The organism is Levilactobacillus yonginensis, from assembly GCF_003946265.1.
GTDB lineage: Bacteria > Bacillota > Bacilli > Lactobacillales > Lactobacillaceae > Levilactobacillus > Levilactobacillus yonginensis.
The window spans coordinates 131,845-145,588 of record NZ_RHNO01000001.1 but is presented as its reverse complement, the minus strand read 5'-3'; the positions used below and the strand labels follow the sequence as shown (position 1 = coordinate 145,588).

Annotated in this window: 15 protein-coding genes; 2 read left to right on the top strand and 13 right to left on the bottom strand. The window is 49.2% G+C overall.

Annotated features, from left to right (window positions below; translation table 11 throughout):
• Positions 1-61: 61 nt before the first annotated feature.
• Positions 62-631: a Crp/Fnr family transcriptional regulator gene (locus EKM87_RS00610; RefSeq protein WP_125680772.1), complete on the bottom strand. Its 570-nt coding sequence runs from the start codon at positions 629-631 to the stop codon at positions 62-64.
• Positions 632-731: 100 nt separating this feature from the next.
• On the opposite strand from EKM87_RS00610, the gene EKM87_RS00605 reads away from it, so the two are divergent.
• Positions 732-1,322 (top strand): NAD(P)H-dependent oxidoreductase, encoded by a 591-nt coding sequence (locus EKM87_RS00605; RefSeq protein WP_125680770.1) that lies wholly within the window; start codon positions 732-734, stop codon positions 1,320-1,322.
• Between the two features lie 196 nt (positions 1,323-1,518).
• Here EKM87_RS00605 and EKM87_RS00600 read toward each other — a convergent pair whose 3' ends face one another.
• From EKM87_RS00600 to EKM87_RS00550, 12 genes are all read right to left on the bottom strand, one after another.
• Positions 1,519-2,562, bottom strand: a complete 1,044-nt coding sequence (locus EKM87_RS00600; RefSeq protein ID WP_125680768.1) for a zinc-dependent alcohol dehydrogenase family protein — start codon at positions 2,560-2,562, stop codon at positions 1,519-1,521.
• Between the two features lie 70 nt (positions 2,563-2,632).
• On the bottom strand, positions 2,633-3,646 hold the full coding sequence (locus EKM87_RS00595) for an NAD-dependent epimerase/dehydratase family protein (RefSeq protein WP_125680766.1): 1,014 nt from the start codon (positions 3,644-3,646) through the stop codon (positions 2,633-2,635).
• A gap of 12 nt (positions 3,647-3,658) precedes the next feature.
• Positions 3,659-4,135, bottom strand: coding sequence for a flavodoxin (locus tag EKM87_RS00590; protein ID WP_125680764.1), 477 nt, complete (start codon positions 4,133-4,135; stop codon positions 3,659-3,661).
• Between the two features lie 305 nt (positions 4,136-4,440).
• Positions 4,441-4,797 carry a type II toxin-antitoxin system PemK/MazF family toxin gene (locus EKM87_RS00585; RefSeq protein ID WP_125680762.1) on the bottom strand — a complete coding sequence of 119 codons (357 nt, stop codon included), beginning with the start codon at positions 4,795-4,797 and terminating at the stop codon, positions 4,441-4,443.
• A complete protein-coding gene (locus EKM87_RS00580) occupies positions 4,791-5,126 on the bottom strand; it encodes a hypothetical protein (protein WP_164506398.1) in 336 nt (111 codons plus the stop codon). The genes EKM87_RS00585 and EKM87_RS00580 overlap by 7 nt, the downstream gene beginning before the upstream one ends.
• Positions 5,127-5,265: 139 nt before the next feature.
• Positions 5,266-5,703 carry a MerR family transcriptional regulator gene (locus tag EKM87_RS00575; RefSeq protein ID WP_125680758.1) on the bottom strand — a complete coding sequence of 146 codons (438 nt, stop codon included), beginning with the start codon at positions 5,701-5,703 and terminating at the stop codon, positions 5,266-5,268.
• A gap of 25 nt (positions 5,704-5,728) precedes the next feature.
• The gene (locus EKM87_RS00570; RefSeq protein WP_125680756.1) at positions 5,729-6,382 is read right to left on the bottom strand and encodes an NAD(P)H-binding protein; all 654 of its coding nucleotides are present in this window, start codon (positions 6,380-6,382) and stop codon (positions 5,729-5,731) included.
• Positions 6,383-6,970: 588 nt separating this feature from the next.
• On the bottom strand, positions 6,971-7,615 hold the full coding sequence (locus EKM87_RS00565; RefSeq protein WP_125680754.1) for a TetR/AcrR family transcriptional regulator: 645 nt from the start codon (positions 7,613-7,615) through the stop codon (positions 6,971-6,973).
• A 236-nt stretch (positions 7,616-7,851) separates the two neighbouring features.
• A complete protein-coding gene (locus tag EKM87_RS00560; protein WP_125680752.1) occupies positions 7,852-9,843 on the bottom strand; it encodes a cation:proton antiporter in 1,992 nt (663 codons plus the stop codon).
• 21 nt (positions 9,844-9,864) lie between these two features.
• On the bottom strand, positions 9,865-9,996 hold the full coding sequence (locus tag EKM87_RS12590; RefSeq protein WP_263853760.1) for a hypothetical protein: 132 nt from the start codon (positions 9,994-9,996) through the stop codon (positions 9,865-9,867).
• A 222-nt stretch (positions 9,997-10,218) separates the two neighbouring features.
• Positions 10,219-11,184, bottom strand: a complete 966-nt coding sequence (locus EKM87_RS00555; protein WP_125680750.1) for a beta-galactosidase small subunit — start codon at positions 11,182-11,184, stop codon at positions 10,219-10,221.
• Entirely contained in the window at positions 11,168-13,054 is a 1,887-nt protein-coding gene (locus EKM87_RS00550; protein ID WP_125680748.1) for a glycoside hydrolase family 2 TIM barrel-domain containing protein, read from the bottom strand. Before EKM87_RS00550 ends, EKM87_RS00555 begins: the two co-directional genes overlap by 17 nt.
• A gap of 191 nt (positions 13,055-13,245) precedes the next feature.
• On the opposite strand from EKM87_RS00550, the gene EKM87_RS00545 reads away from it, so the two are divergent.
• Positions 13,246-13,716: a hypothetical protein gene (locus EKM87_RS00545; RefSeq protein WP_125680746.1), complete on the top strand. Its 471-nt coding sequence runs from the start codon at positions 13,246-13,248 to the stop codon at positions 13,714-13,716.
• Positions 13,717-13,744: the final 28 nt, after the last annotated feature.

Genomic DNA, 13,744 nt, shown 5'->3' with positions numbered 1-13,744 from the left:
TGTGCACTTAAGCCACGTTATTGATTATTCCTAATAAGGTACCCAAAATGAACTCATTACATCACTTTTCCTTTAACCGCGTACGAATCCGACTCAGTGACACCGGCGTCATCCCCAGGTACGACGCCACCAACCGCAGAGGGACGCGCTCCAGAATCTCCGGCTCATCGTTAACTAGTTGCTGATAACGTTCCTCAGGTGAGTGCTGTATTTGGTCAAAAAAAATGTTGCGGTAGGCGATGAACCGCTCGCAAATAAACCGCGTAATGGCCGGTTCAATCGTAGGATAGCGCTGCCGAATCCGATCAAACGCCGTCTTCGGCAGAATTAACACCTGCGTATCTTCAAAGCTCTCAATGGAAAAACCACTGGGTTGATCTAGATAAAAGCTTTCAAAGGACGAAACGACCTGATTTTCAAAGAAAAATTGCAGAGTGATGTCCCGCCCATCGCTGTTGTGCCAGAGACGCAGGGCCCCGTTCGTCACAATAAAGAGTTCGGTGGCAACGTCCCCCTCCGCCAGCAATGTCGTGTCTGCCGGGATTGATTTAGAGATGAACAGGTCGTGAAGTTCTGACCAGTGTTCACCAATTTCTGGTAATTTTTGGGCTAAATATGTGGGTATTTCCATCACAGTCTCCTCCTTCAATCTGCGCAATTAACAAATGTTAATGCCGCGGGGCTCCCCCTCATTTATACTCTCTTTATTCATTAAAAACGAGGTCTTAACTATGAAAACTGTCATTATCTTTGATCACCCATACACCGCCACCGCTGGCGACAACGTGCCACACCACCGTTCCTTTTTAGCAGCTCTCCTCAAACAAGTTACTGCCCAACTTCATCAGGAAAATAACGCCATCGATCTCATCGACCTACACGCGGACGGCTTTAATCCCGTGATGTCCGCGGACGACCTGAGTAACTGGCGGCGGGGGCAACCAATCGACCCCCAAGTTGCCGATTACCAGCAACGCTTGCTCGCCGCCGACCGCATCATCTTCATGTTCCCCGTCTGGTGGGAAGTCATGCCAGCCATGACTAAGGGCTTTCTCGACAAGGTCTATGCCAAAGGCCAGCTCTATCAAGCCGATAACATGCAGACTAAACTGACCAAGCAACCCCAGGTCGACATTATCACGACCATGAGCACCCCCAATTGGGCCTACCGCCTGCTGTTTGGGGCACCACTCGCCAAGCTCTTGTTCCGAGGAACTTTCCTGAAAACGCGGCTCTGGCACTTTAAGTGGCACAACTTCGCTCAAGTTGAGAAAAAGTCGTTGGCCCAACGACAACAAGTTTTGCGGACGTTTAAGCTCTAGGGTTGGCTATCCAAATACTAACTGAACACTGAAAATCAGAATAACTAGTTCAAAAAAGCCCTACAATTGCTAGACTTAGCTGTCAAAACAATCATAGGGCACTCTCTGTCGAACTGTATTTTTTAATAATTCAATTATTAATTACTGCGATTTATCATTATGAACCTATCACTTACATGCCAACATGTTCGCGTAATTAGTCACCAATCACCAATAATGACTTGATGGCTTCACGCTTATCCATTGCAGCATAAGCTTCAGCCACGTGGTCGAGGTCAAAGCGCTTCGTGAAGACCTTGCCCGGATGAATTTCACCTTTTAAGACGGCATCCAACAGTACGGCCCGGTCATACGTCGTCACGGAAGCAATACCCCCACGCAGACCAATGTTCTTCCAAAATAGATTGTTGGTGTTCATTTCAGCCTTTTGGGGCACACCAACGCGGCCAACCACGGCCCCCGCTCGGCCAACTTTTACGGCCGTATCAACGGATTGTGCCGTCCCAACACACTCCAACACAGCGTCGGCACCAGCGCCATCGGTCAGTGCCATGACCCGTTGAACGGCCTCGTCACCCCGTTCAGCGACGATATCGGTCGCGCCAAATTCCTGTGCCAGCGCCTGACGATCAGCGTGCCGACTCATGGCAATAATACGCTTAGCCCCGCGCAGCTTCGCAGCAATCACGCCGCACAAGCCCACGGCACCGTCGCCCATAACCACGACCGTATCGCCAGCTTTAACTTCAGCGGTGGCAGCGGCGTGGTAACCCGTGGCCATCACGTCAGCCAACGTCAACAGGTCATTCAATTGTGCGTCGGAGTAGTCACTTGGTTGGCCAGGAACCTTGACCAAGGCCCAGTCAGCGTTCTTGAAACGTAAGTATTCTCCTTGGTAACCAACAATCTCATCGTCGGTCCGCGCGTTCTCACAGTTACCGTCGAAGCCCGCCAGACAAGCTGCACAGTGACCACATCCATGGGTGAATGGCGCAATCACAAAGTCACCAGGTCGCACATTGGTGACATCAGCCCCTACGCTCTCAACGATACCGATAGCTTCGTGACCCACCGGCGTATTCTTTTGACGATCATTGATGCCCCGGTACCACCACAAATCGGACCCACAGACACACGCGCGCACAATTTTCAACACGGCGTCGGTCGGATTTTTCACCTCTGGCTTAGGCAACTCTTGGGCTTCAACTTTACCCGGTTCAACGAATACTGCTGTTTTCATAAATTCATCCTCCAATTTCTAACTGGTAAACTCAGCTTAAACCTTAAAGTTCACTTCAAGGCAAGCGCTTTTACGCATCGGCCAACATTTTCTGGAGCGCTTGTTTAAACGTCACCTGAGCGTCCGTATATTGATAGTGATAGAACGCTGGGTACTTCGTTTGCAAGACTGATTGCGGATTCAAGCGCCAGGCCTGATCCTGATAAAAGGACGTGTAGGCAATTGGCTGCCAGAGGGCCAGGGCCGTCTGCGCTGAAATAAGAGTTGGCAACGTCCCGAACAATTGCGTAATTTTGTCTTCGGACAGCGTCGCTCGAACGATCGCTTCCAACTCGCCATAGGTGCTCGTGAACCCCAGTCCCATGACACGTTTACCATCGCTCGCTGGATTAATCATCAATGCCAACTCAAGGCCGGCAATATCCCGAACGTCCACGCTGTCCATGGGACCATCCACTAACGGTTGACTGCCGTGCAGGTATGCGTAGATCATATCATGTTGCCATGGTGTATAGCTGGGACCCACAATGTTAGTGGGATGAACGACGGTTACCGCTAACCCCATAATACCGGCTAACTCGCGCACGCGCTGTTCCTCCCGCACCTTCATATTGACGAACGGTTCGTAGGCTGCATCCATGTGGGCTAAATCCGGCCAGGTGTCCTCGTCGATGGTGGTCACGCTGGTATCCGCAATACCCATATCGATTGCTGCCACCGACCCCATTTGAATTAATTTTTGAGCGGTCTGGGCCCGGGCCAATCCCTTAAATAAGTTATCGATTGCCGTGACCTTGGTGCGGACAAAGTCAGCCGTCGTCCGTTCCTGGCCCGTGAAGGGTGCCGAATTATTAAACACCCACTGAGCATCGGTCAGAGCGATCACTACCTGATCCGGGGACGCTAATAAATCGGCCTGAACGCCGTGAATGTTAGGTAGTAATTTCGTCAAAGTTGCCATCTTTTGCGCATCGCGGTAGGTTCCCGTAATGTTGGTGTACCCAGCGTCGCTTAATGTTTTGGCTAGCCAAGCGCCGGTATAGCCGGTCACTCCTAAAATTGTAATTTTATCGTCTTTATTCATTTCGAAATCCTCCTAACGCGTCCGTTCCCACCAAGCAGTCAATTGTGCGTCCGCCTGCTGAAGATCTTGGATTGTCATGCCGATGCCCGGCTTAATCGTCGCTAGTGGCAGCAGCTTTGCAAAATCTGCCTCGTAGTCACCCGGGGTACCCGCATCTGTATAAAATGGCGCAACTGTCTCGGTGTACTTTTTTAAATTCCCGAGGAAGGTCCGGACCGGTGTCGAGACCTTGGCTGACCAAACCGGTCCACCAACTAAAATGCTGTCAAACTGACTCAAATCAGGCAATGAATTGGTCAACTGGGGGAGCTGTCCGCTCGCCAATTGTTGATTGGCAATGTCGGCCGTCGCGTACATATCCGACCCAAAAGTGGTTGGCGCCACTGTCAAATTAACCAGTTGTGCGCCCGTTACCTGCTGTAAGGCCGCCGCCATTTTAGCGGTAGTGCCAGACCACGAATAATCGACAATTAACACTTCTGCTGCCATATGAAGATCTCCTTTAGCTAACTTGTTACCTCTAGCATACAAGCTTCGAGTGGGTTGAAGGCAAGGAAATTTCGAAATTAATTGGACCGCCATACTCTTACTAACGAAATCCAACCGACATTTGTCACCCCTTACTTTGAAAATTTTTAAAATAAATTGTTGCCTGGTCAGTTACACGGGCTAATTTTCTGGGTCTCAGGTATGATTGTTTAGCGCACCTCCATATCGTAAAAAAGGGCAGCCACCCGCTAGGTAGCTACCCTTAAATCGTTTCATACCAACTAGATTTGGCATAGTAATGATATCTAAAAAATACTATGTGCGCGCTGTAATAAGTCCGCCAACACACTCGACGTAACTTTTCCAACAACCTCAGCGTGCCTAGCTATATAGTCATAATTAGGAATCATGTAAGTGATAATTGACCCTTTAACCCCACTGGCTGGGTCAGCAATCGGTAAAAAGATCCGTCGATCAGTAAGTAGCTTAGACGTGACTGGCATACCAACAATCATCTTAGTTTGGGCATTATAAGCATCATTTGAAATAACGACCAGTGGCCGTCGAATATTTCCATCTTGTGGCTTGTGGCCGCCTTCTTCATGACCAGCGTGTGGTTCTGCATCAATAAAAATGATATCACCTTGCTTCAAAGTTACCATTCGATGTTCTCCTGCCCGGTTGATGAACCATTAGCAAAACCATTTAAATCTTTGTTCAAGGTCTCAAAGTCAATATCCGCATACTCACCAGCCAACCATGGATTTTTTTCCACCGGCCGATACTCCAATGAACCATCGACTTTTTTAACCAACAAATACTTCTTTCTTTCGCCAATACCAGCCTTTTTAGGCACGGTTAAGACTAAAGAATTACCAATTTTTCTGGTTTCAAATTCACCAATTACGTGTTCATTTACAGATGGCTTCATCATTTCAGCCGCCCCCCCTATTTTGTATATCTCAGTATATACGCTTGCTAGCTGAGTCACAAGAATAACGGCTTATTCAATTTTTCATCTTTGAAGAAGTCTGAAACAAAATCCCAAATTTATTTGAGAGCGATTAACAACCTGAACTGTACTACGCCATAGTCGGATGCCTATCTTAGCGAATCATGCCGAATCAAGCTTAATATTGTCCCCAGTCATCATCCGTCTGTTTAGCAACTTTATCGGCATGCTCCCGTTCTAAGGCTCGGAGCTCCTCTTCGGTGGCTTCCATATGGTCATAGAAGTGATTAAGCTTGTAGTTCAGATGATCAATGGCCGCCTGCAGGTCGTCCCGCTTTTCTTCCATAACGGCCAATTGTTCCTGCAATAACGCCTTCTGTTCCTTGGTGTTGTCCTCCTGCGCGTCAAACAGTTGGATGTAGCGCCGTAGATTCTCAACACTCATCCCGGCACTCCGCATCTGGGTCACAAACCGAATCCGGCGAATAATGCGATCGTCAATGTCCCGGTTACCAACGGGAGTTCGGTCAATGGCCGGAATCAGTGATTCCTTTTCATAATACCGGATTGCTGCAGAGGAGACCCCCGTCTTTTCACTAGCTTCTTTAATATTCATCCTGATTCAACTCCTTAAAACTCGCTTAATAAACCGGACGACTTTGACCCTCAGTTGCAGGGTCAGCCATCCCAATACTATCACGACTGTAGCGCGTGGGATCGGCAATTATGCTTAAAACCACGTCGGCCACGCTGGCCCGAGAACCCGAAACCCCATTGTAAGATTGATCCTTAGTCGTTACCGTGTAGGCGATGCCCCGGTCATTCAACCACGGCAACCGCAACGTCGTGTAGTCTAAGCCTGAGCCAGCCAATAAGGTGTCGGACCGCCGTGCAGGTGCCATGCCAGCCCCAATCATCTCAAAATTCCAACGACCAAATTCACCGCCAACTTCATTGTAGATGCCCAATACGTTGGTGAAAAGCACCCGGGAAACATGATTCGTTTGCATTGCCGCCACCACGTTTTTGGTCAACCAGTTTTGTTGGTCATGGTCAACCACCGCAACGAAGACCAAGTCTTGCCCGGCCATGGCGGCACTAACGGCCGTTTCATCGGTGATATCGCCCTCAACTAAGGTCACGCGAGGGTTGGCCTGCAAACTTTGTAGGCGGCTCGTATCCCGCAAGAATAGGGTCAACGTAACATCAGCAAATTCTTTTTCCGCTAGAACTCGACTTTCAACTAACCGGGCAATCTGGCCGTTAGCTGCTAAAATCATGACATTTTTACGCATTACAAAGACTCCTTCGTCTGATTCCGCCAACGTTTATGCACGCTGATGGTCTGCTTTTCAAAACAACGTTTAAACTTGAATGACCTTAGATTAAACCTTCATGTGTACTTCAAGGCAAGTGAAAAAGTAAAAAAGTTCTAGCGATGTTTTTTTATGCATCCATAATCAGAGAATTAGCTGGCCACAACGCCGTCATCCGTTTCAAGGCAGTCTACCATTAAGAACTAAAAGTTGAAGGCACTGAAACACCCACTACGCCTGATACAAAAAGGATCGCGTATTGGGGTTTAGTCAGGTATCTAAGCTAGCTTAGTTTCCAAGAACCCGTTTAACCGGAGGGGGGGCAGAGGTGGAGCCAGCTGTGTCGACGGTGTTAGCCGATTCTCGGCTTACAGCGTAGGACGTGTTTGAAGACTGGTAGTTTTCCAGGCTTCAAACCGAGCCGAAGGACCGCTTTTCAGGCCGGAGGCGTTCCCCACAGCAGGCGGAATCTCTGACAGCCGCAGGTGACTGGGTGAGGCTAATTTTAAGCCGATAACGCCTTACTACTCTTGGTTGGATAACGGTTTTCGAACTTTCAACCTTTAGCTAAGAAATCAACGCATACGTTTCTCGAAATTCTTTCAACACCGTCTGCTCAAAGCCGACCACCTGCTGCACATCCAGTTTGGCTTGACTATTTGGCGTCAGCAGACCCGCCAACTGTAAATGAAGCGTGGCGGCTAAGTAATCATCAGCCTGATTCAACGAAAGTTGGCCCGCTCGAACCTGGTCCAGAACCGTTCTAACCAACGCTTGCGCTTGGAACAGCACATAATCTGCCGAGAAAACGTCCAAAATAAAATCTGACTGCTGCCCAGCCGCAACGTAAGCTTTTAAGCCCTCAAAGTAGGCCCGATAGGCCCCCGTAAACTCTTGATATAACGCTGGATAGGCCTTCTGCAAGTCAGTTGTAAACGTTGAGGTCGTCGACCCCATTAGGAGTAATGAATCCAACCAAATTGGTAAAAATGACGTGGCCGTAAAATGCTTGGGTACTGGATGTTCGGCAATGAACTTCAAGTGACGGGCCACGACTGCCTGCACAATGTCGTCCTTATTTTTAAAGTATAGGTAGAGACTGGCTCGGCTAACATTAACGGCCGCAGCCAGCTTACTCATCGATAATTTTTGAAACCCTTCAATTAAAATGACGTGAGTCAACTTACTGGTCAGAGATTTTTGGTCAATCATGTTATCAGCTCCTGTAAATATAGAATATCATAATTTAACGGTTTAGATGATATATCGTATTATTTGTCTAAATAATCAAACTGAAGTACTTAAAAAAGGTTGTTGTTTCCGCCAACTCTGGCTTCGTTGTTAGCTTCCGGCAAATGCCTATCACCATGAGTGCCGGTGAAATAACCTAAAAACACCACCCGAGCGAACTGCCTCAGGTGGTGTTACTGCATCTATAACAATTGGGTTTAAGCTAAAAATGCCGATTGATTCTGAATATAACTCATCTCATCAAAAATAATTTGTTCCTGAAGCGTATTCGCAACGTCGGTCGTCATCCGGCCCGCTGCCAATTCCGCTTGAACCAACTCGTACTCCGCGTGAAACGCCGCGAGAAATAGTTGGTAGATAATCGTGGGATCTGGCTTCTCTGCCGTTAATCGCCGGTGCCGCTCATGATAATAACGTTTAACCACGTCATTAGCCGTCCGGTTCGCCGCTGTTTGCACCATGGTTAATTTGGCCATCGCCGCCTGATAACCTTCGTTTTCTAAGACCCGAATATCCTTCCCTAGCTGAGCGAATTTATCTTGCCAATATACTTGTTCCATCACTATCGGCGAAGTCATAAATGTATCCTGGGCGGTCTGTACATCATGATAAGCATGGCCCATGTGCATGCTGAACCAAATACGTAAAACCAGATTTTTCCACCACCGTTGATCAACCGTGAACCGACTATAACGTAGGAAGCGCCGGTAATAGTCTAGCTCCCGTTGACTAATCTTTTGGTCTGCCAATAGTTCCGCAATCTGCGCCTCTTCGGCCATATCCGCCTGCTTGAATAACTGCCGTTGCTGCCGACGGTGCGGTACCTGGCGCCATTGAAATTGCTGGCGCAGCGCATCCAAGACAATTTGGGCCTCACTAGGATGATCCGTTTCGGCTTCTAACTGATGAATCGCCGTCAACCGCATGTGCCGGCTCCATTTCAGAGCGGATTCACCTTGCGTGGGGCCAGCCTTAAGCAAGACTGGCAACGCAAACGTGGGCACCAACAGACTTAGTAGAATCACGACTGTGGCCGTAAAAATCAGCGCTCCGCGTAAAGCGAATGGCTGACCATTGACGACCAACGGTAGCGAGAAGGCCAGGGCCAACGTAATGGTTCCGTTGGCGCCACTTAAGGCCATCAACCAACTATCCGACCAACGATGTTTGCTGGGTTTATGGGTCCACACAAAGTAACGCGACCACAGTAGCCGCAAGCTAAATTTCAGAACGTAAACCAAGCCACCGGCCAAAACTAATTCCCACCACGGAATCTGCTGATTGTGCCAAATTGCCGTGAGCACCCTGGGCAACGAGATTCCCAGTAGAACGAAGACTAGGCTGGACAGCATGCCATTAATAATCTCCCAAACGTTCGCGCTTAACATCTGCATCCGACTCGACGTCAACCGAAGCTGTTCTCGTTCGCCTCCCTGAATCAATCCGGCAGCTACCACAGCTAAAATGCCGGACACGCCAATCTTATCTGCTAAGTAGTAGAGGACAAACGGTGTAACTAATTCAATTGTCACCAACACCAACGGTGAATTGTCACCCCATCGAATCAGCTGTTGCCGAACCGCCGCAATCACCAATCCTAAGATTGCCCCGAAGAGCAGCCCACCCAAGAACTCTTTGCCAAAATCCAGCATGGCTGTACTGAACGCAAATTGGCCGGAAATATACGCGGTCAACGCAACATCGAAAGCCACAATGCCGGAAGCATCGTTAAACAACGATTCATTTTGCAGGATGGTTTGAGGAACCCGATATTCCTTACTCTCAGGCGCAATGGCGCTGACCGCTGACGCATCGGTCGGTGTGACCACGGCACACAGTGCAAATGCTAGACTCAATGGAAAGAGTGGGAACAACCAGTGCAACGCTGCCCCCACGACCAGCACCGTTAGAAGAACCAATACGATGGCTAGGGAGAAGATGTTTACGATTCCGCGACCCACCCAGTACCGAGAAACATTTTTCGACTCATCGTACATAAGTGGCGCAATAATAGCAAAGGTGAACACATCTGGACTGAATTGAAATCCCCGATATAACGGGAAAAAGGCGAATAACAAACCCAAACCTATCAGGAAAAATGGCTGCGGTACCCGGGGGAAATGTTTCCCTAAAACGTTACCACCCACCACAGCAATCAAAAGCAATAAGACTAAAAAGACAATATCCATAACAGAACCTCCGAACTGACTTTACCCGACCAGACCTCCCAGTAACGGGCGGCCTTTGACGAAGATGTCTGGTTTGAGTAACGCTAGTCGACCGGTCGTCGTCAGTTTCGTCACGAGCTTGTCTTTAGTTGACGGCCCCGCTGCTAAACCCATACGATTCCCTCCATAAATAACTTAATTATTGAGAACGACCCTTTTACACCATTAACTTATCTGCTGGTCATTATAGCATAAGTTATTACCTAATCGGTCGACCACTGTCCGCGACTTAAACCCGCGTCATCAAGGTATTTAACCGCTAATCTCGACCAAACAAAAAGGTAGCCGGAGACGATACATCTCTGACTACCCTCTGTACGTATTTTCGTTAAGATCTTAAGCTTCCGTAGTACCGTTGATCTCAAAACTGAAATCATGGTCGCTATCCCCAGCAACGTGATATTGCGGTTCAACATCGGCCCCCCAACTGTCGATACCGCCGACACCACGGGTGGCGCCGTACACCGTCAATACGGTCCGACGGGCAACCGGCAACTCCTCAATGTGGGTCGCGTTTTCGAGTTCCTCCGGCGTGTATGGCAGACAACTGAAGGCAAACGGATGACCGTTTTGACTGACTGTCAGGCTAAATGGTTGGTGGTCCGGGTCGGCGTTATTTTGCGTCGTGGCCCGAGTAACCTTCACCCAGTCATTGGCCATGTGCATCCCACATTCCTGTGGCACCATGTATGGCGTAACTGGCAACCCATCAACGTGGTAAGTCCCTGGCCGACCACCTGCCAACCGGTCGGGATACGTTTCACCCGAAAGGCCTTGGTAGTCAAAACCAGTAGCCGCCGTTGGCATCACGAATCGCAATCCCAAAACGGGCAACTCTGGTAAACCAGCAGCCCCGTGGTAGTGGGTGTTGATGGTCATTTTACCAGCCCCATCAACGACGTATTCAACGGTGACTGTGGTGGCTGGCACCGTCGTCGTGGTGTACGTAAATTTGATAGCCACAGTCTCGGCCGTTTCGTGGTCGGAATATTTGTTGTTTTCCGGCGCAATAGGCAGCGGAATCGACTGACCATTAACGGCGACCTCAATCTTGGTGCAGGCGCTAAACATGTCGGCACCTAACCAAGCAGCGGAACTCGTGGAAAACCCGTTGCCACGGTCATTGTCGGTCGTCGCCCGCCAGAAGGCTGGCTTCGGTGTCCGATACAACCATTCCTTGCCGTAACGAACAAGCGACTCCAGGCCGCCCCGGTCGTATGCAAAGATATAATGGAAACCAGGACCGCTCAGTCCTAGCGTCACGTCGCCATAAATAACGTTTAGTTTAGTCGTGTTGGCCATAGTAGTAGTCCACCTCCTGCAGTGCTGGCTTCGGTGTCCGGTCCGCAAAGAGTAGGCCGTCACCAGAAAATTCATAATCGGCGTGCCGGTCATCAAAATCCCCACCGTAGCGGAGAACGGGTTGGCCGGTCACTTCATCCTTGGTCCAGAGCGCCTGGTCAATGTAATCCCAGATAAAGCCACCCTGATACATTGGATACTTATCGATCAAATCAATGTAACTGTTCATGCCCCCGATGGAATTACCCATGTCATGCATATATTCACAGTTAACAAATGGCTTGTCGGGATCATTTTGCAGGTACTTTTCAATCTCACGAGGCGGATCGTACATCATACTTTCCATGTCGGAAATCCGGTCCTCGTAGACCCGGTTCCGGCAAACACCTTCGTAGTGGGTCAAACGCGTTGGGTCAGCGTCATGGTAGAACTTATCCATGGCCGCAATATCGTCGCCAGCGTACGCTTCATTTCCAAGGGACCAGAATAAAACGGCCGCGTGGTTCTTAAACATTTCATAGTTGCTCTTGGCTCGGTCCAGGACGGCTAATTGCCACTGTGGCAAGCTACCAGGTACGTTGTAAGACGGTTCAACGGCACCCATCTTTTGCCAAGTCCCGTGGGTTTCCAAGTTGTTTTCGGCCATCATGTAGATTCCATTTTGGTCGCATAAGTAGTACCAATCATCTTGGTCAGGATAGTGACAGGTCCGCACGGCGTTGATGTGATTGTCGTGGAATACCTGCATATCGTGAGCCATATCAGCAGCTGTCACGGCGCGACCCCGGTGGGCGTCCCATTCGTGACGGTTAACGCCGTTTAAAATTAAACGTTTCCCGTTCAGCTGCATAATCTTGTCTTTCATTTCGATCCGACGGAAACCAACCGGGTAAGGCACAACTTCAACGACCTGACTATCAGCATCTAACAGGGTAACTTCCAACCGATAGAGGTACGGATCATGGTGATTCCACAAGTGAACGTGGTTAACGGTCGTTTGCACCGTGAGTTCAGCGGCGGCTTCAGAATCATCCGTCCAAACAACGTTGCCAGTAGCGTCAAACAGGCTGACCTTAACGGCACCAGCTAGTTTATCGGCAGCGGACAATGCTAATTTCACATTGAGGTTTCCCGTTACGAAGGCGTCGTCAACCCCGGCGCGAATCGTCATGTCTTCCAGGTGTAGGGCGGGCTTAGCCACTAACCGCACGCTACGGAAGATACCGGAAAAGCGGAACATATCTTGGTCTTCTAAGAAGGCGGCCGTACTGTGCTTAAAGACTTCAACGGCCAAGAGGTTCTCACCATCTTGGAGGTACGGTGTCAAATCAAATTCAGCGCGGCTGAAACTGTCTTCAGCGTACCCGATAAAGTGGCCGTTCAGCCACAAATACATGGCCTGTTCCACACCATCAAACTCGATGCTGACCCGTTGATGCCGGAGTTCAGGATTGAGCGTAAAGTGCTTCACGTAAGACCCAACTGTATTTTCGGGATCGGTACTAAACATGCCCTTTTCAGGATGATCAGCGCCCATGCTGTAGGCAGGACGCCGGTAGTGCTTCCCTTCCCAAGGGTAGGCCGTGTTAATGTATTGAATTTGACCGTAACCGGCGAGTTCAATGTGGCCCGGAACGGCTAACCGATCAAAGTCCGACCGGTCGTAATCGGGTTCATAGAAGCCCACTGGCCGGTGCTGGGGATCCTTGGAGAAGGCAAAACCCCAACTACCATCGAGGCTCTGAACCAGACTACTCTTTGCTTCAGCAGCTTCAGCGGCCGTGGCGTAACCACGGTGATCGCTGTGTGCTGGTAACTGGTTGACCCGAAAAGTCTGCGGATCATCCAGCCAAGAAATTTCTGCTTTCAAAAGTTTTCCTCCTTTTTAAAACGCTTACATTGCTATTATACAACAGATTCTCCGGAATGAAACGGGCGGAAGTAAATTGTAATCCTCAAACTGGCTAAATGCGGTGATGCTTGTCCACGTCTCAATTTCCGTCCCTTGTTCCCACCCTCAGGAGTCCTATACTAGGCTATGTAGAGGAGGCGTCACGACTTATGAACCATCATAAATTTATCTTTAACTTACTTATCTTGGGCTTCAGCCTCATTTTTTTCACTTATAGTGCACCACAGACCGCTAAGGCCGCAACCTGGTATGCCGGCACGCCCAACCAGATGCACGGTACCTGGTACACTAAGTACCACAAGTTCAAGCATCCAACCACGAATCATTACTATTATCGTATCCAGTACACGACACGGTACAAGGGCCAGTCTCACTTGATCAATCTCATTTACTCGAAGAAGAAAAAACTGAAGACCAACTCCGCCGGTTACGGCATCGTCTTTAGCCTTATTCATACGAAAGTTGCCGCCAACACGTACCTACTTGGTGGCTACAGCAACGGCGAATCCGTCACCTACCAAGTGGCCTCATTCGCTGGGAAACGGAAAATGATTCTCCGTTACCCGACAAATACCAAGATGACGCATTTTAAGAGCTTCGGCACCTTCTACAAGAAATAGCTGAGGACCCTTAAAAGCATGAAGAGAT